Genomic DNA, 19,747 nt, shown 5'->3' with positions numbered 1-19,747 from the left:
TAGAATGAGGCCCATGTTGAAGGCGGTTTCTGGAAGCAGCGACATCCTTCCCCAGGCTAAGGAATACCCATTCCGCGAACCGGTTTTTCGCTACATTGTGAAGACCGCCGAAGAGGTGCTGCGGGGGGCCGGGGCCCAGATGATCCACACCCCCATCTTTGAGTATCTGGAGGTCTTCCAAAAGGGTGCCGGCTCTACCTCGGACATCGTGGTCAAAAAGGAAATGTTCGTGCTGGAAGACCGGGGCAAGCGGCTTTTGGCCCTGCGCCCGGAGCCGACCGCGGCTATTGTGCGGGCCTACAACGAGCATGGCATGAAGGTCTGGCCCCAGCCGGTGCGGCTGTTCACCTGGGGTCCCATTTTTCGCGGGGAACGGCCGCAAAAGGGCCGCTACCGCCAGTTCCACCAGGTGGACTACGAGGCCCTGGGCTTGGCCGACCCCGTTTTGGATGCCGAGGCCATTGCGCTTATGGTGCGCATCTACAAGGCCTTGGGGCTCCAGAACTTTGAGCTCCGTCTGGGCTCGGTGGGTGACCCAGAGGACCGGGCCCGCTACAACCAGTATCTGCGGGGGCTGCTCCTACCCCACGCCAACCGGCTTTCACCCGAATCAAGGGCTCGCCTGGAGGCCAACCCCATGCGTATTCTGGACTCTAAGGACGAGCAAGACCAGGCGGTTTTGGCCGAGCTTGGGGTCAAGCCGATGCTGGAGTTCCTAGGAGAGGAGGCCCAGGCCTTTCACGAGCAGGTCTGCCGCTACTTGGAGCGACTGGGGGTGGCCTACACGATAGACCCCAACCTGGTGCGGGGGCTGGACTATTACGTCCGCACGGCCTGGGAGGTGCACCATGCCCACGTTGGGGCCAAGTCGGCCCTAGGCGGTGGGGGCCGCTACGACGGGCTTTCGGAGATGCTGGGGGGTCCCCGGGTGCCTGGGGTGGGCTTTGGAATCGGTGTTGAGCGGGTAGCCCTCGCTTTGGAACAGGAAGGGGTGGCCATCCCCCCCGACCCCTCCCCTATCCTCTACCTAGCCCCTCTGGACGAGGCGGCCAAGATTGAGGCCCTGGTCCTGGCCGAGCAGCTCCGGCCCAAGGCCTTCGTGGAGATTGGGTACGTTCCCAAAAACCCGCGCAAAGCCCTGGAGGAAGCCCTAAGGAGAGGGGTGGAGTACGTCGGGTTTTTAGGAGAGAATGAGCGGGCCAAAGGGGTGGTCACCCTCAAACACCTGCCTACCGGTGAGCAGAGGGAGCTCGAGCCGCTTCAGCTTCACAGCCTGTTTGAGGGGCCACGATAGACCAAGTTAAATCTCCCTGAGTGCCCGCTGTAGGGCCTGCCGCTTGTCCTCCGCTTTTTTCTGGTAGTCGCGGCGGCCTCGAGCCAGCGCCAAGAGGAGTTTGGCCTTACCCCTCTCGTTGAAGTAAATCTTGAGAGGCACCAAGGTAAGCCCTTTTTGCTCCACCCGCGTTTTTAGTCGGTCCAGCTCCCTGCGGTGCAGCAGCAGCTTGCGGGAGCGTCTGGGTTCGTGGTTGGTGTAGCCGCCGTTTTCGTAGGGGGCTATGTAGAGGTTCTCCAAAAAGAGTTCGTCGCCTTGGAAGCGGGCAAACGTACCGGTAAAGTCCACCCGACCGGCCCGGATGGACTTTACCTCGCTGCCCTTTAGGGCTAGCCCGGCTTCAAAGGTTTCCAGAACCTCGTAGTCGTGCCTGGCTTTGCGGTTCTCGAGGCCGGCCATGGTGTTTACGTGATATTGTTCACGATTTTACCCGCTCGTGAAAAAAATCTACTACACCTCTAGTGGTCCTTGTCGGGAAGCCCCTTATCCTTAACCAGGAAAACAAACATCAACAAAAGAAGCACGATGACCACCGCCGCAGCTATGGTAATGGCTTCGTCCATAACAACCTCCCGGAAAAGTCTACCACTCCCCATGTAGACTAAAGCCGTGACGCTGCCTAGGGTTCCGGTGCTCGCCTACGACTGGGTCCTCATCAGCCTGGTCTTGCTGATCAACCTGGTGGGGTTGGTCACCCTCTACAGCGCTGCCCCGAGCAAAGCGGTGTGGACCCAACAGGTAGTCGCTTTTCCCATTGCCGTGGCCCTAGGAGTCCTGGTGCAAATTCTCCCAAGACGGCAGGCTTTCTCCTGGGCCTTTCCGCTTTACGGCCTTTCCATCGGGCTGCTTATCCTTGTCCTGCTCGTGGGCCGTGAGATTAACGGGGCCAAGGCCTGGTTTGACCTGGGGCCGGCCAGCTTCCAGCCCAGCGAGGTGGCCAAAATCAGCCTGGTTTTGGTGCTGGCCCGGGTGCTGGGGCTGCGCCCGCTGGAGCGGCTGACCGACTACCTGCTGCCGACCATCATTGCGGCCCCGGTGCTGGGGCTGGTCTTCATCCAGCCGGACCTGGGCGGAACCCTGGTCCTCCTTTCGGGGGTGCTGGGGATGCTCTTCGTACGGGGCATGCCCATGCGGCACATCGCGGTAGGGCTGGCCGTTGCTGCAGCCCTGATGCCCACGGTGGTCTGGCCCAACTTAAGCCCCTATCAGCGAGAACGGGTGGAAATTCTCTTTGACCTCTCCAAAGATCCGCGGGGCAAAGGCTTCCAGCAAATTCAGTCCACCATCGCCATCGGCTCAGGCGGGCTTACCGGAAAAGGCTTCGGGGCTGGTACCCAGACCCAACTGGGCTTCGTCCCAGAGCGGCAAACCGACTTCATCTTCTCCGTGCTGGCCGAGGAGTGGGGCTTCGTGGGGGCCACAGGGCTGCTCTTCCTTTACGGGCTGCTCTTCTTCCGGCTGGGCCGGATGGCCACCGAGTGCGTGCGCATGGAAGACCGGCTGGTCATCGCAGGTATACTCTCCATGCTGGCCTTCCAGGTGGCGGTCAACGTCGCGGTAACCTTGGGCCTGGCCCCGGTCACCGGGCTCACCCTCCCCCTGGTGTCCAAAGGCGGCAGCAGCCTGCTGATGGTCTACCTGGGGCTCGGGCTGGCCCTCCTGATCCACCGAGACCGCTACCGGGAGGCGTAATCGGTTCCAAGAACCACCACCACGCTGTAGCCACCAGGCTCCAGACGCAAGCGGGTCTGCAAGGGCAGGTGCAGCAGGTCGGCCAGGTCTCTAGCCAGCAGAAGGGCTGGAGATTCACGCCCCACGACGGAAACCCCACTTTGCACCAGGACCCGGCTCTGCCCCCCAGGCCCCGCCAGGCGCATCTCCGGAGGGGAAAGGCCTAGCTCGAGGAAGCCCTGCCGGAAACGCGCCCCTAGGCCCGCACCGCTTTGGTCCAGCAAAAGAACCCTAAGCCCCAGGGCCTCAGCTTGCACCAGCCGCGCCATGGCCTCAGCGTCGGCACGGTAGCCCAGCAGGGCCGAGGTGAAAGCGGGCATGGCCACGGGGTCAGGGACAAGGTAGGGGCCCTCCTCGAGGGTGGGCAAGGTAGCGCTGCGCAGCACCACCCCGCGCAACCCCGGAAGGAGCTCCAGCGCCTGGGCCAACGAGAGGTTCGTCTCCAAGGAGGCCCAAAGGGAAGCCGCCACCCCTGGCAGGCGGGGCCAGTAACGGGGGCTTTGGGCCTTCTGGGCCACCTGCTGCAAGACCTCCTTAATCCGGTCTATTCGGCCCAGGTCGGCCCCTTCCCAGCGGCGAAAACGCATGTACTTAACTGCGTCCTTGCCGTTTAGGTGCAGCCGGCCAGCGGGAAAATCTATGTACAGCCCCGCGGCCCGGTCGGTGTAGCGCATGGGGTAGGGCAGCTCCACCTCTACCCCATCCACCGCGTCCACCAGCCGCATCACCACATCAAAGGTGAGAATTAGGTAGTGCGGCACCGGCACACCTAAAAGCTCCTGCACCGCCCAGCGCAGTCCCTCTGGGCCAGCTCGCTCGTAGACCGCGTTAATTCTTCCAGCAAAAGGCCCGCTGGGGGTCTCCCCCTGGTAGTACAGGTCACGTGGAATAGCCACCAAGGTCGCCTCAGCTCCCTGAAGGCGAAGGTAGAAGATGGTGTCGGTCCGACGGCCAGGCCCGCAAGGGGTGTGGTAGCCACAGTACTCGGTGTCGCGCGCAGCCACCACCAAGCTCAGCTCCTTGGGGAGGTCCTGGGAAAGGACCAAAGGAGCCCCCTGGGCTTCTTGGAGGCGGGGCCCATAGGCCAGGGCGGCGGCCAGCAGGAGCAAGGCCAGACCAAGGAGCAAAAGGGAAAGACGAGGGGTTGAACCTTTTGGGCGCACCCAGGCCATAGCGGCTACGCTTTAGGGAAGGGCGGGCCCTGCAAGGCTGCGTAGGCCGCCTGGGTGCGCGGGTGTGGTTCTATGCCCCTGCTCTGCAGGTAATTCACCTTGCAGGCCACAGCCTCCTGATAGGCTTCCAGCAGCCTACCCTCTAAGGCCCGCTGCCGAATCTCGTGGTTGACCCCCCGGCCTGGCTCAGAAACATCGGCCACATAGAGGGCCATGCCAATTCCCTGAGCGGGGTCCACGCCGTACACGTGGCCTTCAATCGCTTCCAGTACCTCCTCATCCTGAACGCCCCACTCCTGGGCCATCCGCCGAGCGGCGCGGCCGTGCAGGGCCAAGGGGTGCCGGCGCTCCACCTCGTTCTCCGGCGGCGCCAGCAGGACGAGTTCTTCAGGGCTCAGGTCGCGCGCGGCGTCGTGCAGGATTCCCGCCAAATAAGCCTTGTCCGGGTCCAGGCCGTTGGCTCGAGCGATCGCGGCGGCCAACTCAGCCACCCGCAGGATGTGGGCAAACCGCTCGGGCTTCACCCGCTGGCGCACCCTTTCCAAAAAGTCCATAGCTGCAACCGGGTTGGTCAATTCCTGCCTCCGAAAAGAAGGAACACGCCTACCGGCTAGCAGCCTACCAGCATCCCTTGGAAATTTCCAACACCCTTGCGCCAAGCGCTGGAAAAGGCTATAGTTTTCAGATGGCTGGGTTCACACCCGAGCTTTTTGGTTTTTTTGGAGAGTGTAGCATGTACGCAATCATCAAAACCGGTGGAAAACAGTACCGGGCCGAGGCCGGCAGCCGGTTGCGGGTGGAGAAGCTCGAGGCCAACCCCGGCGAAACCGTGGAGTTTGAGGCCCTCATGCTGGGCGGCGAGAAAACCGTGATTGGAACCCCCACTGTCCCGGGGGCCAAGGTGGTGGCCGAGGTGGTGGGCCACGGCAAGGGCAAGAAGGTGGTGGTGGCCAAGTTCAAAGCCAAGGTCCAGTACCGCCGCAAGCGCGGCCACCGGCAACCCTATACGGAGATTGTGGTGAAGGAGATTCGCGCCTAAGGAGGCAGGCATGGCACACAAAAAGGGTCTAGGCTCAACCAAAAACGGGCGCGACAGCCAGTCTAAGCGGCTGGGGGTTAAGCGCTTTGAAGGGCAGGTGGTCCGCGCCGGGAACGTCCTGGTAAGGCAACGCGGTACCAAGTTCCGCCCCGGTCCCGGGGTGGGCATGGGGCGCGACTACACCCTCTTCGCCCTGGTGGACGGGGTGGTGGAGTTCGCCGACAAGGGGCGGATGGGGCGCTTTGTGCGGGTCAGGCCCCTGGAATCCGCCCAGCTAAGCTAAGGGGCGCCAACCGGGCTGAAGGCCGGAAGCGGCTTTCAGCCTTTGTTTTCTATGTTCAGGGATGTCCTGGAAATCCAGGTAGAGGCCGGGCGCGGGGGCGACGGCTGCATCAGCTTTTGGCGGGAGAAGTACATCGCCAAAGGCGGTCCCGACGGAGGCGATGGGGGCGATGGAGGCTCGGTCATCCTGCGGGCCCGGGGCGAGGTGGACTCCCTTTCCACCCTGTCCAAGCGGATATACAAGGCCGAGAACGGGCAGCACGGCATGGGCAAGGGCCTATCCGGCCGCTCGGGCAAGGACCTGGTGGTAGAGGTACCTCGGGGCACCCGGGTTTACGACGCGGAAACTGGAGAGCTGCTGGCCGACCTGGTTGAGGAGGGGCAGACCTTTGTGGCGGCTCGAGGGGGGCGGGGCGGCTTTGGAAACCCTCGGTTTGTGACCCCCACCCGCCAGGCCCCTCGGTTCGCCGAGGCGGGAGAACCGGGAGAAAAGCGCAGGCTGCGCCTAGAGCTGATGCTCCTAGCCGACGTGGGCCTGGTGGGCTACCCCAACGCAGGGAAAAGCAGCCTGCTCGCTGCCCTTACCCACGCCCACCCCAAGATCGCCAGCTACCCCTTCACCACCCTCTCCCCCAACCTGGGGGTGATCGAGCGGGAGCTGGAACGGCTAACCATCGCCGACATCCCCGGCATCATTGAAGGGGCCGCCCAGGGAAGGGGGCTGGGGCTAGAGTTCCTGCGGCACATCGCCCGCACCCGGGTCCTCCTTTACGTGCTGGACGGAACCGAAGGACCGGCAGAAGCCCTGCGCACCCTTCAGGAGGAGCTGCGGGCCTACAACCCCGAGCTGCTCACCCGGCCGGCCCTCATCGCCCTGAACAAAATAGACCTCTTGGGCCCCAAAGAGGTGGAGGAGCACCTCGCCCAGTTAGCCCGAAGCGGCCTGCCGGTGCTGGCCATCTCCGCCGCAAGCCAAGTAGGGCTTCCGGAGCTGGTAGAAGCCCTTTTCGCTATGGTCAAGGCCGCCCCGAGGCCGCGGCTCGAGCAGCCCCGGCCAAAGCCTGCCCCCAGCGAGGAGATTAGGGTGACCCGGGTGGCCGAGGGGGTGTTTGCGCTGGAAGCCCCCCAGCTTGAGCGACATCTCAACCGGATTAGAGGGGATTTGATGGAGGCCGCAGGCTACCTCCAGGAGCTCTTCAGACGCTACCGGGTAGAGCAAGTCCTGAAAGCCCACGGGGTGCGGGCCGGCGACATGGTGCGCCTTGGGGCCCACGAGTTTGAGTACATTCCTGAGGTAGAATAGGTGGGAATGGTCAAAACCCTGGATGCCCTAACTCTGATTGCCGAGATCAAAGAAGCCCTAGAGGACAAAAAGGCCCTGGACGTGGTGGCCCTTGACCTGAGGGAGGTTTCCGACACCTTGGACTACTTTGTAATCGCCACCGGGACCTCCCAGCCCCATCTGCAAGCCTTGGAGCGGGCCGTGCGGGAGAGGCTGCAAAGCCAGGGCCTCCGAGCCGACCATGTGGAGGGGCCCAGCCCTCGCTGGGTCCTTCTGGACTACGGCCCAGTGCTGGTCCACCTGATGAGCCCAGAAGCACGGGAGTACTACGACCTCGAGGGCTTCTGGGCCGATGCCAAGAGGCTATAGCCCAAACAGCCCAAAAAACCCCTCGCGGGCCCATGAGAGCAGCTCCCCTAGGGGCTGGCGGAAAACCGTGAGGAGCAGGAGCAGGGCCACCACCGCATAGGTGGGGTTGCGCTCGAGCCGCCATACAAAAGGGTGCCAGCGCAGAGGGAGAAAGCTCTGCAGGATTTTAGAGCCGTCCAGAGGGGGGATGGGCAACAGGTTGAAGACCGCCAAGACAAGGTTAACGCTGGCCGCCACCGCGAGCGCCTGCACCAAGCCCCGAAGGAAGGCCCCCGGGCTTTGCAGCAGGCCAGCCTCGAGCAAGTACCGGAGGGAAAGGGCCAGTGCGGTGGCGATCAGAAGGTTTACGACAATCCCCGCCACCGAAACGACAAAAAGCCCCAACCGGTAGTGGCGGAAGTTGGGGGGATAGACGGGCACCGGTTTGGCCCAGCCCACCCCAACCAGCAAAACCAGGAGGGAGCCAATGGGGTCGAGGTGGCGAAGGGGGTTTAGGGTTACCCGACCCTGCTCCTTGGCGGTGGGGTCGCCCATCCAAAGCGCCGCCGCCGCGTGGCCCCACTCGTGCAGGGCCAGCGAAAAAGCCAGCGCCAGCACCACCAACAAAAAGGCCAGCGGGTCGCTTTGCAGCAGGGATATCAACCCCATCTATAGCCCCATGGCCGAGAACAGGCCGTTCAAAAGGCCACTTAGCCCCGCCCGAATGGCCGGGAGGACCCCGGTGAGGTTGAGCACCAGAAAAATCACAAAGAACCCCAAGAACCCGTAGCTTTGAAGCTGGTCCATAAAGCGCCGGGCCTCCGCGCTGCCCACCGCATAGACCACCCGGGCCCCATCCAAAGGCGGCACCGGGAACAGGAAGACCGCCGCGTGGCCTATCATGAGCGAGCCCGCCACCTGCAGGCCCAGGGCAAGGCTCGAGGTGGCCGGTCCTAGGGGCTCCAGGAGCCGCCCTAGAAGGATGTACAAAAAGGCGGCCACAAAAAAACCCAAAGGCCCCATCAGGGCCACCTGGGCCCCTTTTGACCCGAAAAGCCGCCAAGGCACCAGCCGGGGAAAGCCGAAGCCCAAAAGGGCCAGGAACAGAAGCCCCAAAGCGTCCAGGTGTACCCTGGGTTCGAGGGTCAAAAAACCGTACCGGCGGGGCTCGGTGTCCCTATAACGGTCGGCTAGATAGGCCTGAAATAGGTTGTGAATTACCAAACCGAAAGCGCCCCCAGCAAAGGCCACCAAGTAGGCCAGGGAGTCTCTGCCAAGAAGCTCAAAGAAAAACATGCTGCCACCAGTCTATACGAATCCCCCCGCCCAAAATCAGTCCAACAAGCGGGTGGCGACGAAGTTGGTGTAGACCACCCCCCGCTGGTAGAAGGCGTTGTCCATCACCTTGAGGTGGAAGGGCACTGTGGTCTTTAGGCCGGGGCCCTCAATCACAGTTTCGGAGAGGGCCCGGCGCATCCGGGCGATGGCCTCCTCCCGGCTCTCACCGTGTACGATCAGCTTGGCCACTAGGGAATCGTAGTGAGGTGGGATGCTGTAACCGGCGTAGAGATGGGAGTCCACCCGCACTCCAGGTCCGCCAGGAAAGTGTAGGGTCTCTACCTTGCCAATGCTTGGGCGGAAGTCCTTCTCGTAGTCCTCGGCGTTGATGCGGCACTCAATGGCATGGCCCCTTAGCTGGATATCGCTTTGCTGGAGGGTAAAAGGCTCACCGGCAGCGATTTTAATCTGAAGCTTGACCAAATCCAGCCCCGAGACCATCTCGGTAACGGTATGCTCAACCTGGATGCGGGTGTTCATCTCCATGAAGTAGAAGTTCCCCTCGGGGTCCACGATGAACTCCAAGGTGCCGGCCCCTTGGTAGTTGACGTACTTGGCCAGGCGCACCCCAGCGGCCAGAATCTCCTGGCGCAAGGGCTCCTCTAGGCGGCTGGGGGCCTCCTCAATGAGCTTCTGGTTGCGCCGCTGCACCGAGCAATCGCGCTCCCCCACGTGTACCACGTGCCCCTTGCCATCGCCCATCACCTGTACCTCTACGTGGCGGAAGAGTTCTACGTACTTTTCCAGGATGAGCGAAGGGTCGGAAAAGTAGTTCTGGGCCTCCACCTGGGCCTGGGCAAAGGCGGTCTTCATCTCATCGGGCGAGCGCACCACCTTCTGCCCTCGCCCTCCCCCACCCGCGCTGGCCTTGAGGAGCACAGGGTACCCGATGGCCTCGGCCGCCTCGAGGGCCTCCTCCACCGACTGGAGCACGCCGGTTCCAGGCACCGTAGGCACGTTGGACTTGGCCGCGATCTCTCGCCCTCCCGCTTTGGAGCCTAGGCTATACATGGACTCCGGGGTAGGACCTATAAAAACGATGCCGTGATCACGGCACATCTCAGCAAACTGAGGGTTCTCGGCCAAAAACCCATACCCCGGATGAATCGCCTCCGCCCCGGTGATGATCGCCGCTGAAAGGAGGTTGGGTATATTGAGGTAGCTCTGCGCCGAGGGGGCCGGCCCAATGCAGATGGCCTCATCGGCCAGCAATACCGGCAGCGACTGGCTGTCGGCCTCGCTGTGGGCCACCACAACCTTAATCCCCAGCTCGCGGGCTGCCCTAAGCACCCTAAGGGCGATCTCGCCCCGGTTGGCCACCATGATCTTCTTGAACATAGCCGCTCCGCGTTAGGCAGGCTCAATCAAGAAGAGGACCTGCCCGTATTCCACCGGTTCGGCGTTCTGCACCAGAATTTTCCGCACCACGCCGCTCACCTCGCTCTCAATCTCGTTCATGAGCTTCATGGCCTCAATGATGCAGAGCACCTGCCCCTTCTTCACGGTATCCCCCTCCTTCACATAGGGCTCGGCGTCGGGAGAAGGAGCCCGGTAAAAGGTGCCCACAATGGGGGCTTTGACCTCCACGTACTTTCCAGTTTCCTCCTTGGGGGGCTCGGCCTTGGGGGGGGGCGCTTCAACAGCTGGAGCCTGAGGGACAACCGGGGCCGCCTGGGGCACCGGCTGATTCTGGGGCACCGGGGCCGGCGGGGCCACGTACTGCACCTCCGGCCCGCGCTTGATGGTGAGCTTGTAGTCGGGGGTCTCCAGGGTAAGCTCCGAAACCTCGTGGTCTTGCAGGGCCTGGAGGATGGACTTGAGCTCCTTTGCATTCATGACTGCCTCCAAAAAGGGCTAAGGTTCGCTTTGCAGAAGCCAGCCTATAGAAGTATAAGGCCAAAGCCGGAAGCTAAAGCCCGAAGCCCGTCGGGGAGCAAGCGAACCCCACCCACCACCCAAAGGCGGCCGCCGGAAGGTCGGCCTCCTCAGGTCGGGCAAATCCGGTCAAGCCCGGCCTAGGTACTCCCCCGTGCGGGTATCCACCCGGATCACCTCGCCGGGCTCCACAAAAAGGGGCACCTGCACCACGGCTCCGGTCTCGAGGGTGGCCGGCTTGCTGCCCCCCGAAACGGTGTCGCCCCGTACCCCTGGCGGGGTATCCACCACCTTAAGCTCCACCGAAGCCGGCAGCACTATCTCTAGTGGCCGTCCGTTGTACATGGCCCCCTGGACCACCATGCCCTCTTTGAGGAAGCGGGTAGAGTCGGAGATGCTCTTGGGCACATGGAACTGCTCGTAGGTCTCCATGTCCATAAAGACCAGCTCCTCCCCTTCGGGGTAAAGGTACTGCAGGTCTTTGGTCTCAATATAGATGTCCTCGAGCTTCTCACCCGAGTTAAAGGAACGCTCCACAATGGCGCCCGTCTCGAGGTTGCGGAACTTGGCCACCACCTTAGCTCCACCCCGGCCTATCTTCTGGTGCTGGTACTCAATGCACTGCCAGAGGGCACCGTCCATTTTCACCTTGGTACCGTTGCGCAGGTCGGTTACGCTGATCATTCAGCCTCCTTGACCATCCCCAAAGAATGGGGAAAACCAGAGGTCTAGGATACCGAAGGCATCCCTCCGGTTTCAATCCCAAGCCACCTCGAGGGGTGCTAAGCCAAGAGCGATTAGACTGGGCAGGTGCGTCGGCTTCCCCGCGAGGTCTACATCCTGGTCATGGTCAGCATTGGCCAGGCATTTGCCTGGCTGGCCCGGCGCTTCGGCCTGCCCGACTTTTCGCCCTGGCGCGACTTGCCCATGGAGCTCAAGCAAGAAGAACTGGCCGCCATGTGCGGCACCACCCGGGTAACGGTCACCCATACCTGGGCGAGCTGCGCAGCCTGGGGCTGGTGGAGGGGACCCGGGGCCGTTACCGGGTCAAGCTAAAAGCCCTCGAGGTAAGGGGTGGGCGCCGGCGGTGTTGATTTTGTTCACATTCACCTGCGTCCAGCTTGCATAGCCGCGAATATTCTCCGCCAGGCTGGCCACCTGCGCCAAGACAACCCCGATAAACAGCAGTCCAAATCCACTTTTTCATTGGGATCCCTCCCGAGGCTCGGGTTAGCCGGAGGCTCGAGGGCTTTGTGTATTGACTAACGCCGCTTCCCTCCGTGTTCGCCTCTCTCCCCCAGCAGTTTCCCCACAGGGTCGGTAGGAATCGTCGGTCATCCCAAATGGGCTGACCGATTACACCCGCTTGACCCAAGCAAAGGGCCACCCTATACTTAGTTGGCCCGGTAAGGGCTTGAGGGAGCCTTGGCGAGTCAGCTAAGGCTTGCCTGGCGAGGTGAAAAATGCCCTTTACTAGTGAGGAAAAAGCCCGTATCATTGAGCAGCACGCGCAAAAGCCCGGCGATACTGGCTCTACCGAGGTGCAGGTGGCTCTTCTGACCGAGCGCATCAACCGCCTTTCGGCCCATCTGACCACCAACAAAAAGGACATGTCCGCCAAGCGGGGCCTTCTCATGCTGGTGGGTCAGCGCAAGCGGCTTCTGCGATACCTGGAAAGAAAAGATGAGGCGCGCTACAAGGCCCTCATTGAGAAGCTAGGTCTCCGCAAGTGAAAAAGCCCCGGGGTTGCCCCCGGGGATTTTCATGTACAATGGACTTAGCAAGGTAGGCGGGGCCGGGGTATGGCTCCGCTGGTGTCTTGGTGTTAGGAAAGCGGTTTTGATCGTATGCAGCACGGGCAACGTGCAAAGCCGGCCAGGCAAGAACAAGTTAGAGCGATGAAAACAATGCGCGCCCAGCGCATAATCTGGGCTATTGGGAGCCGCCATGAATCAAGCCAGTCCAGTACCCCAAGGCAAGCGCTACAGCGTGGAGCTGGGGGGCCGCACCCTGAGCATCGAAACAGGAAAGTACGCCAAACAGGTCTCGGGCTCGGTCTGGGTACGCTACGGCGACACCGTGGTCATGGCCACCGCTCAGGCCTCCGAGAACCCCATTGAGGCCGACTTTCTACCCCTCACGGTGGAATTTGAGGAGCGCCACTACGCCGTAGGGCGTATCCCCGGTAGCTTCATGCGTCGGGAGGGCCGGCCCGGCGAAAAGGCCATTCTATCGGCCCGCCTAACCGACCGGCCCATCCGCCCCCTCTTCCCTAAGGGCTTCCGACACGAGGTGCAGGTCATCATCACGGTACTCTCAGCCGACCAGGAAAACACCCCGGACATCCTGGGTCCCATCGCCGCCAGTGCCGCCCTGATGCTCTCCGACATCCCCTGGGAAGGCCCCATCGCAGCGGTTCGGATAGGCCTGCAGGGCGACCGGCTGGTGCTGAACCCTACCGCCCAGGAGGAAAGCCGGCTTGACCTGGTGGTGGCTGGCTCCAAGGACGCCATCATCATGGTAGAGGCCGCCGCCCAGGAAGTTTCGGAGGATAAGCTAGTGGAGGCCTTGGAGTTCGCCCACCAAGCCATGCAGCCCATCCTGGCCCTGCAGGAGCAGATGCGCAGCGAGCTGGGCAAAGAAAAGTTTTCCTTTACCCCTCCCGCCGGGCTCGAGGCCGAAGCCCAGGCCGCCCTCTACCAGCGAGCCATGGAAAAGGGCCTCTCCAGCGTACTGCAGACCGCCTCTAAGGGCGAGCGCTCCAAGGCTTTGGAGGCCTTCGCCCAAGCGCTGGTAGAGGAGTTCGCCCCCCCCGCTGAGGACGGCACGGTAGACCCCCTGCGGCGCAAGCAGGTGTCCGGGGCCTTTGATGAGGTGATCCGCAAAGAGCTGCGCCGCCTTATCCTAGAGGAAAACCGCCGGGCAGACGGACGCACCCCTAAGGAGGTGCGGCCCATCTGGATAGAGACCGACGTCCTGCCCAAGGCCCACGGCTCAGCCCTCTTCACCAGGGGTGAAACGCAGGTGCTGGGGGTGGTGACCCTGGGTACCGGCCAGGACGCCCAGCTCGTGGACGACCTGGGCATTGAGACCGAAGACCCCTTTTTGGTCCACTACAACTTCCCCCCCTACTCCACCGGCGAGGTGCGGCGGCTGCGCGGGGTAAGCCGCCGAGAGGTAGGGCACGGCAACCTGGCCAAGCGCGGCCTCAAGGCAGTGCTGCCCAGCCAAGAGGAGTTCCCCTACACCATCCGGGTGGTGGGGGATGTGCTGGAGTCCAACGGTTCTTCCAGCATGGCCACGGTCTGCGCGGGCTGCTTGGCCCTTCTAGACGCCGGGGTACCGCTCAAAAAACACGTGGCCGGGGTGGCCATGGGGTTGGTGAAGGAAGGAGAACGGGCAGTGGTGCTCACCGACATCCTGGGGTTGGAAGATGCCTTGGGCGACATGGACTTCAAGGTGACCGGAACTCGCGATGGGGTCACCGCGCTGCAGATGGACATCAAAATCAAGGGCCTCTCTCCCGAACTGATGCGCCAAGCCCTTTACCAAGCCCGCGAAGCCCGGCTGCATATCCTGGAGCTTATGGAACGGGCCCTCCCCACCCACCGCGCCGAGATGAAGCCCCATGTGCCGCGCATCCTCGCGCTCAAGGTAAGCCCGGAAAAAATCGGGCTCATCATTGGCCCTGGCGGCAAGAACATCCGTCAGCTCGAGGAGCTGGGGGTGGAGATTGACATTGAGCAAGACGGTACCATCCGCATCTACAGCTCCAACGCCGCCGCTGCTGAAGAGGCCAAAAAGCGCATCCTAAGCCTCACCGCGGAGGCCAAAGTGGGTGAGATATACGAGGGCACCGTAACCCGGATCACCAACTTCGGGGCCTTCGTGGAAATCCTGCCGGGCAAGGACGGTCTCCTTCACATCAGCCAGCTCGCCAAAGGGCGGGTAGAACGGGTGGAGGATGTGCTAAAGCTCGGCCAAAAGGTGCGGGTCAAAGTCAACAGCATTGACGAGCAGGGGCGGGTTGACCTCATCCGACCGGAGCTGGAAGGAATCGTGCCCCGACGCCCGGCCAAACGCTAGTCTACAGGCCGCGCGCGTTCGCGCAGTTATGCCTCCTCGGGGCAAGCCGTTCCGGGGTCGTCGCAGGAGAAAACATGAATGAGAGTTCCAACGCCGTTCGTCCTCGGGGGCCGCGCCGCCGGCAACCCCGGCCAAAACCCAAGGAACCTATCCTCCTAGGCAAGCCGGGTGGGTCTGTTGAAATCGTCTTTCTCGGCGGGACCGGAGAGATTGGAAAAAACATCACCGTGTTCCGCTACGAAGATGAGGTGTTCGTCGTTGACGGGGGGCTGGCCTTCCCCGACGAGCACATGCTGGGGGTGGACATCGTCATCCCTCGGATTGACTACCTGATCCAAAACAAGGACCTGATCAAAGGATGGGTGCTCACCCACGGACACGAGGACCACATCGGGGCCCTGCCCTACCTCCTCCCGCAGCTCCCCAAAGTGCCGATCTACGGGGCCCGGCTCACCCTGGGCCTGGTCCGGGGAAAGCTGGAGGAATTTGGCATCAATCCGGGCGAGTACAACTTCAAGGAGGTCTCCACAGACGACCGCATCCGCATCGGTCGCTACTTCCTTCTAGACCTCTTCCGGATGACCCACTCCATCCCCGACAACTTTGGGATGGTCATCCACACCCCGGTTGGCAAAATCGTCCATACCGGCGACTTCAAGCTGGACCCGCGGCCCATTGACGGCCAGACCTCTCACCTGGAAAAGATCGCTCAGGCCGGGGCTGAAGGGGTGCTCTGCCTAATCGCCGACTCCACCAACGGCGAGCGGCCTGGCACCACCCCCAGCGAGAGCGAGGTGGCCGAGGAGCTGGACAAGGTCATCGGTGCGGCCAAGGGGCGCATCTTCGTCACCACCTTCGCCTCCCACATTCACCGCATCCAGTCGGTGGTCAGCGCAGGGGAAAAGTATGGGCGGAAAATCGCGGTGGAAGGACGCTCAATGCTCAAATACGCGCGAATCGCGCTCGAGCTGGGCTACTTCAAGCAAAAAGACCGCTTCTACACCCTAGATGAAATCAAAGACCTTCCGGATGAGCAGGTGCTGGTCATCGCCACCGGCTCCCAGGGCCAGCCCGAGGCCGCCCTATCCCGCCTGGCCTCGGGGAACCACGCCAAAATCGCCATCAAAGAGGGGGATACGGTCATCCTGAGCAGCAGCCCCATTCCCGGAAACGAGGAGGCGGTGAACACCATGATTAACCGCCTGTACGCCCTAGGGGCCTACGTGTTCTACCCGCCCCGCTACAAGGTTCACGCCTCGGGCCACGCCAGCCACGAGGAGCTAAAAACCGTGCTGAACCTGGCCCGGCCCCGCTTCCTCCTGCCCTGGCACGGCGAGGTACGGCACCAGGTCAACTTCAAGTGGTTGGCGGAAAGTCTGCCCAACCCTCCGGAAAAGGTCCTCATCCCGGAAAACGGCCGTCTCATCCGGCTCAGCTCCGACCACATTGAGTTTGACGGAAAGGTACCCCATGGGCAGCTTTACGTGGACGGCCTGGGGGTGGGCGACATCACCGACGAGATACTGGAGGACCGCAACCACATGGCCGCTGAAGGGGTGGTGGTCATCACCGCGCTGGTGAGCCGCGACCCGCTGGTAGAGGTGATTTCCAAGGGCTTTGTGAAGGCTGGGGAGCGGCTTTTGGGCGAGGTGCGGAGGATGGCCCTAGACTCTCTCCACCGGGGCATGCGGGAGAAAAAGCGCCTGGAGGAAATCCGCGACGACATCTACTACCCGGTCAAGAAGTTCATCGCCAAGAACACCGGCCGAAACCCGGTGATTTTGCCCATCGTGATACAAGGCTAAAGGCCCCTCACAGTCTAGAGGGGCCCTCAAGCACCGCCAGGGCAGCCTGATACATCGCCTCCACATCGGCCCTGCGGCCAGTCCACAGTTCAAAGGCCAAGGCCCCCTGCCAGACCAGCATGGGCACCCCCCCTAAGGTAGGCAGCCCGGCCTCGGCCGCCTCGCGCAAAAGGCGGGTCTGAAGGGGGTTGTAGACGATGTCCACCACCGTTCCCCAGCGAGGCAAAAGCCCCCTTGGCAAGGGAGAGGCATGGGGGTCTTTCATCCCCACGCTGGTAGCGTTGACCAAGAGGTCGCAGCCCTCCACCGCGGCCTCGAGGTCAGCCTCGGTAACCGGGTAGGCCCCCAGGTCCCGGCAAAGGGCCTGGGCCCGCTCCAAGCTGCGGTTGTGCACGCCCACGTAGGCCCCTCCTTCCCGCAGGGCATAGACCACCGCCCGGGCAGCACCCCCAGCCCCTAGGACCAGGGCCCTCTTCCCCCGGTACACCACGCCGGCCTCCCCCAAGGCAGCTATGAACCCCGGTGCATCGGTGTTGTGGCCGATTAATTTGCCGTCCTTTACCTGTATGGTGTTCACCGCCCCGATGGCTCGAGCCTCCGGGCTCATGGCATCAATCCAATCCAGCACGCTTTCCTTGTGGGGAATGGTGACGTTGACCCCTGTATACTCCCGCCGCACCTCCTGAAGCCGATCCCTCAATCCCTCCGGGGGGGTTTCCAGCGGCCGATAGGAACCCCGAAGCCCCGCCGCCCTCAAGGCCGCCTCCTGCATGGCCGGGGAGACCGTGTGGCGCAAAGGAAAGCCTATCAAACCCAGCTTCACAGGAGGATTCTACGCCACCAAGGTAGGCTTGCCCAGGCAGCCGCCCCCACCTTACACTCCCACCAGCTCGGCTTGCTAAGATAAAGCTGGTGAGAAACCTAATTTTCGCCTTGCTGTTGCTTGCCGGCCTGGCACAGGCGCGAACCTATGTCGTCCCCATTGAGGGGACCATTGACGGACCTTTGGCGACCTTCGTGGAGCAGTCGCTGGCGCGGGCTGAGCGGGAGGGGGCCAGCGGGGTGGTCTTCCGCATCAACACCCCTGGAGGGCGGGTAGACGCCGCCATCCGCATCACCGACCGCATTCTGGCCTCCAGCGTGCCTACCTTGGCAGTGATAGAAAACGCCTTCTCCGCGGGGGCCCTAATCTCACTGGCTGCCCAGCAGATTATGATGCTGCCCGGCTCCAACATCGGCGCAGCGCTGCCGATCACGGTTACGCCGGTGGTGGAGAACACCAACCCCGCCGATCGCAAGGTTATCTCCGCGCTCAAAGGCAAGTTCCGTGCGGTGGCCGAGGCCCGCGGGCGGCCAGCCAACATCGCGGAGGCCATGGTGGACCCCGAGGTAGAGGTGCGGGGCATCACCACCAAAGGCGAGCCGCTGACCCTCTCGGCTAAAAAAGCGGTAGAGCTCAAGGTGGCCGACGCCGAGGTGGCGAGCCTACGGGCGGCCCTAGAGAAAGCGGGCTTCAGCAGCGAAATAGAAACCCTCGAGCCGGGCCCCCAGGTGCGGGTGGCCCGCTTCCTCACCGACCCCACCATCGCCGCCATACTGCTGGCGGTAGGCGTCTTGGGGCTGGTGCTGGAGTTTTTCACCCCGGGAACCTTCATTCCTGCCATCATCGGCCTCACCTCCTTGGGGCTCTTCTTCCTGGGAGGGTACCTGGCCGGGCTCTCCAGCGCCCTTACCATCATCCTGCTTTTCGCCGGGCTGCTCCTGGTGGCTTTTGAGCTTTTCGTCACCCCGGGCTTCGGCATCCCCGGCCTGCTGGGGCTCGGACTGATTGGGGCCTCCATCTACTTCACCTTCGGGGACGAGGCCCTGCAGGTGGGCTCTTACGCCATCATCGGGCTGGCGGTGGGCCTCTTCCTGATGTTCCGCTACCTACCCAAAGGCCGGGTGGCCCGCCCCTTCGTGCTGAGCAGCGCAGTAGAAGAAGTGGCTCCTCCAAAGAACGAGCTGGAGTCCCTTTTGGGGGCTATCGGCACTGCGCTCACCGACCTGCGTCCGGCTGGAACCGCCCAGTTCGGCGACCGGCGGGTGGACGTGGTCACCCTAGGGGAGTTCATTGACCGAGGGCAGACCATCCGGGTAATCCAGGTGGAAGGTCCAAGGGTTGTGGTGCGCAAGGTGGAGGGCTAGGCAATATCTGGTAGGCTAAGCCGCAAGACCTTAGGAGGACTCCATGGAGATAGGTGCTTTAATCCTAGCCGGTATCGCGCTGTTGGCAGTTTTTCTCTTCTTTTATCTGGTCCCGGTGCCCCTTTGGATCACCGCGCTCTTCTCTGGGGTCAACGTGCCCCTCACCTCTTTGGTGGGCATGCGCTTCCGCCGGATCCCCCCGGCCAAAATTGTGAACCCCATGATCAAGGCCTTCAAAGCGGGTATCCCGGTGGAAACCGCCAAGCTCGAGGCGCAGTACCTGGCCGGAGGAAACGTAGACCGGGTGGTAGACGCCCTAATTGCTGCGGACAAAGCAGGGATTAAGCTCAACTTTGATCGGGCTGCGGCTATAGACCTGGCCGGTCGGGATGTGCTGGAGGCGGTCAAGCTCTCGGTCAACCCTAAGGTCATCACCAGCCCCACGGTGGCTGGGATGGCCAAAGACGGCATCCAACTCCTGGTGACCGCCCGCATCACCGTGCGGGCCAACATTGACCGCCTGGTGGGGGGGGCTGGGGAGGAAACCATCGTGGCCCGGGTGGGTGAGGGCATCGTGGCCTCCATCGGCCAATCGGAAGACCACAAGATGGTGCTGGAACAGCCCGACCGCATCTCCAAGACCGTGCTGGCCAAAGGCCTAGACGCGGGTACGGCCTTTGAGATCCTCTCTGTGGACATCGCCGAGGTAGACGTGGGCAAGAACATCGGCGCTCAGCTTCGCACCGACCAGGCCGAGGCGGATAAAAAGATCGCTCAGGCCAAGGCCGAGGAGCGCCGGGCCATGGCGGTGGCTCTGGAGCAGGAAAATGCCGCTTTAGTAGAGGCCATGCGGGCCAAGCTGGTAGAGGCCCAGGCCGCGGTCCCCCTAGCGCTGGCCGAAGCTCTGCGGAGCGGGCGCCTGGGGGTGATGGACTACTACCAGCTCAAGAACATAGAGGCCGACACGGATATGCGGGAGTCCATCAGCCGAGCCAGCAGCGGCAACATCCCCGAGGGCGGTTCGGGCACCAGCGGAACACGCTAAGGGGAGGTTTATGGGTTTAGACGACTTACTGGGCCTGCTCTTCCTCTTTTTCTTCATCATCCTCCCAGCGCTCCAGGGCCTCCTGCGGCGGGGGCAGCAGATACCCCCCGACTTTGAGCCAGACGAGATTCCTCTCCCGGGCGAGAGGACGCAGCCGTCCGCCGCAGGAGGCCCTGGAGCGCTGGGAGGATGATGAAGAAAAAGAGGAAGAGCAGGCCCAGTAA

At 62.7% G+C, this 19,747-nt stretch carries 22 protein-coding genes; 12 read left to right on the top strand and 10 right to left on the bottom strand.

The genetic code is table 11. From position 1 onward, the window contains the following. Positions 1-13: 13 nt before the first annotated feature. Positions 14-1,294, top strand: coding sequence for a histidine--tRNA ligase (hisS, locus tag Mlute_RS04225; RefSeq protein WP_119359506.1), 1,281 nt, complete (start codon positions 14-16; stop codon positions 1,292-1,294). Between the two features lie 6 nt (positions 1,295-1,300). On the opposite strand, the gene smpB is transcribed toward hisS, so the two are convergent. Continuing rightward, a complete protein-coding gene (gene smpB, locus Mlute_RS04220; RefSeq protein WP_119359505.1) occupies positions 1,301-1,732 on the bottom strand; it encodes an SsrA-binding protein SmpB in 432 nt (143 codons plus the stop codon). A 210-nt stretch (positions 1,733-1,942) separates the two neighbouring features. On the opposite strand from smpB, the gene rodA reads away from it, so the two are divergent. Next, a complete protein-coding gene (gene rodA / locus Mlute_RS04215) occupies positions 1,943-3,025 on the top strand; it encodes a rod shape-determining protein RodA (RefSeq protein WP_119359504.1) in 1,083 nt (360 codons plus the stop codon). On the opposite strand, the gene Mlute_RS04210 is transcribed toward rodA, so the two are convergent. Further along, positions 3,010-4,236, bottom strand: a complete 1,227-nt coding sequence (locus Mlute_RS04210; protein WP_119359503.1) for an LCP family protein — start codon at positions 4,234-4,236, stop codon at positions 3,010-3,012. The genes rodA and Mlute_RS04210 overlap by 16 nt on opposite strands. Before the next feature lie 5 nt (positions 4,237-4,241). After that, entirely contained in the window at positions 4,242-4,790 is a 549-nt protein-coding gene (yqeK, locus tag Mlute_RS04205) for a bis(5'-nucleosyl)-tetraphosphatase (symmetrical) YqeK (protein ID WP_119359502.1), read from the bottom strand. A 179-nt stretch (positions 4,791-4,969) separates the two neighbouring features. Here yqeK and rplU point away from each other — a divergent pair, with 179 nt between their 5' ends. From rplU to rsfS, 4 genes are read left to right on the top strand one after another with little or no spacing between them, the layout of a single operon-like run. After that, positions 4,970-5,275 carry a 50S ribosomal protein L21 gene (rplU, locus tag Mlute_RS04200; RefSeq protein ID WP_119359516.1) on the top strand — a complete coding sequence of 102 codons (306 nt, stop codon included), beginning with the start codon at positions 4,970-4,972 and terminating at the stop codon, positions 5,273-5,275. A gap of 10 nt (positions 5,276-5,285) precedes the next feature. Further along, positions 5,286-5,558: a 50S ribosomal protein L27 gene (gene rpmA, locus Mlute_RS04195; protein WP_119359501.1), complete on the top strand. Its 273-nt coding sequence runs from the start codon at positions 5,286-5,288 to the stop codon at positions 5,556-5,558. A gap of 51 nt (positions 5,559-5,609) precedes the next feature. Continuing rightward, the gene (gene obgE / locus Mlute_RS04190) at positions 5,610-6,860 is read left to right on the top strand and encodes a GTPase ObgE (RefSeq protein WP_119359500.1); all 1,251 of its coding nucleotides are present in this window, start codon (positions 5,610-5,612) and stop codon (positions 6,858-6,860) included. A gap of 6 nt (positions 6,861-6,866) precedes the next feature. Continuing rightward, a complete protein-coding gene (gene rsfS / locus Mlute_RS04185) occupies positions 6,867-7,208 on the top strand; it encodes a ribosome silencing factor (protein ID WP_119359499.1) in 342 nt (113 codons plus the stop codon). On the opposite strand, the gene Mlute_RS04180 is transcribed toward rsfS, so the two are convergent. From Mlute_RS04180 to efp, 5 genes are all read right to left on the bottom strand, one after another. After that, positions 7,203-7,850 carry a site-2 protease family protein gene (locus Mlute_RS04180; protein WP_182482473.1) on the bottom strand — a complete coding sequence of 216 codons (648 nt, stop codon included), beginning with the start codon at positions 7,848-7,850 and terminating at the stop codon, positions 7,203-7,205. The genes rsfS and Mlute_RS04180 overlap by 6 nt on opposite strands. 6 nt (positions 7,851-7,856) lie before the next feature. Next, entirely contained in the window at positions 7,857-8,483 is a 627-nt protein-coding gene (locus Mlute_RS04175) for a zinc metalloprotease (RefSeq protein WP_119359497.1), read from the bottom strand. A gap of 36 nt (positions 8,484-8,519) precedes the next feature. Beyond that, a complete protein-coding gene (gene accC / locus Mlute_RS04170) occupies positions 8,520-9,863 on the bottom strand; it encodes an acetyl-CoA carboxylase biotin carboxylase subunit (protein ID WP_119359496.1) in 1,344 nt (447 codons plus the stop codon). A gap of 12 nt (positions 9,864-9,875) precedes the next feature. Then, positions 9,876-10,361, bottom strand: a complete 486-nt coding sequence (gene accB / locus Mlute_RS04165; RefSeq protein ID WP_119359495.1) for an acetyl-CoA carboxylase biotin carboxyl carrier protein — start codon at positions 10,359-10,361, stop codon at positions 9,876-9,878. Positions 10,362-10,529: 168 nt separating this feature from the next. Continuing rightward, complete coding sequence (efp, locus tag Mlute_RS04160; RefSeq protein WP_119359494.1) at positions 10,530-11,084, bottom strand: elongation factor P; 555 nt, start codon at positions 11,082-11,084, stop codon at positions 10,530-10,532. Positions 11,085-11,210: 126 nt separating this feature from the next. Here efp and Mlute_RS04155 point away from each other — a divergent pair, with 126 nt between their 5' ends. From Mlute_RS04155 to Mlute_RS04140, 4 genes are all read left to right on the top strand, one after another. Then, on the top strand, positions 11,211-11,456 hold the full coding sequence (locus Mlute_RS04155; RefSeq protein WP_119359493.1) for a helix-turn-helix domain-containing protein: 246 nt from the start codon (positions 11,211-11,213) through the stop codon (positions 11,454-11,456). Between the two features lie 407 nt (positions 11,457-11,863). Further along, positions 11,864-12,133, top strand: coding sequence for a 30S ribosomal protein S15 (gene rpsO / locus Mlute_RS04150; RefSeq protein WP_119359492.1), 270 nt, complete (start codon positions 11,864-11,866; stop codon positions 12,131-12,133). Positions 12,134-12,347: 214 nt separating this feature from the next. After that, entirely contained in the window at positions 12,348-14,486 is a 2,139-nt protein-coding gene (gene pnp / locus Mlute_RS04145) for a polyribonucleotide nucleotidyltransferase (RefSeq protein ID WP_119359491.1), read from the top strand. A gap of 74 nt (positions 14,487-14,560) precedes the next feature. Beyond that, a complete protein-coding gene (locus Mlute_RS04140) occupies positions 14,561-16,291 on the top strand; it encodes a ribonuclease J (RefSeq protein WP_119359490.1) in 1,731 nt (576 codons plus the stop codon). A 7-nt stretch (positions 16,292-16,298) separates the two neighbouring features. Here the strand turns inward: Mlute_RS04140 and Mlute_RS04135 are convergent, their stop codons facing one another. Then, entirely contained in the window at positions 16,299-17,114 is an 816-nt protein-coding gene (locus tag Mlute_RS04135) for a shikimate dehydrogenase (RefSeq protein ID WP_119359489.1), read from the bottom strand. 80 nt (positions 17,115-17,194) lie between these two features. Between Mlute_RS04135 and Mlute_RS04130 the strand changes: the two genes are divergently transcribed. Further along, positions 17,195-18,478: an NfeD family protein gene (locus Mlute_RS04130; protein ID WP_407942640.1), complete on the top strand. Its 1,284-nt coding sequence runs from the start codon at positions 17,195-17,197 to the stop codon at positions 18,476-18,478. A gap of 43 nt (positions 18,479-18,521) precedes the next feature. After that, positions 18,522-19,523: a flotillin-like protein FloA gene (gene floA / locus Mlute_RS04125; protein WP_119359487.1), complete on the top strand. Its 1,002-nt coding sequence runs from the start codon at positions 18,522-18,524 to the stop codon at positions 19,521-19,523. 25 nt (positions 19,524-19,548) lie between these two features. On the opposite strand, the gene Mlute_RS15830 is transcribed toward floA, so the two are convergent. Further along, positions 19,549-19,747: hypothetical protein (locus Mlute_RS15830; protein WP_220452060.1), on the bottom strand; the 199-nt coding region annotated here is incomplete at its 5' end.

The sequence above is a fragment of the Meiothermus luteus genome (assembly GCF_003574085.1).
Classification (GTDB): domain Bacteria; phylum Deinococcota; class Deinococci; order Deinococcales; family Thermaceae; genus Meiothermus; species Meiothermus luteus.
Note: the sequence above shows the minus strand (reverse complement) of the source record. Positions and strands in the feature narration are given on the sequence as shown.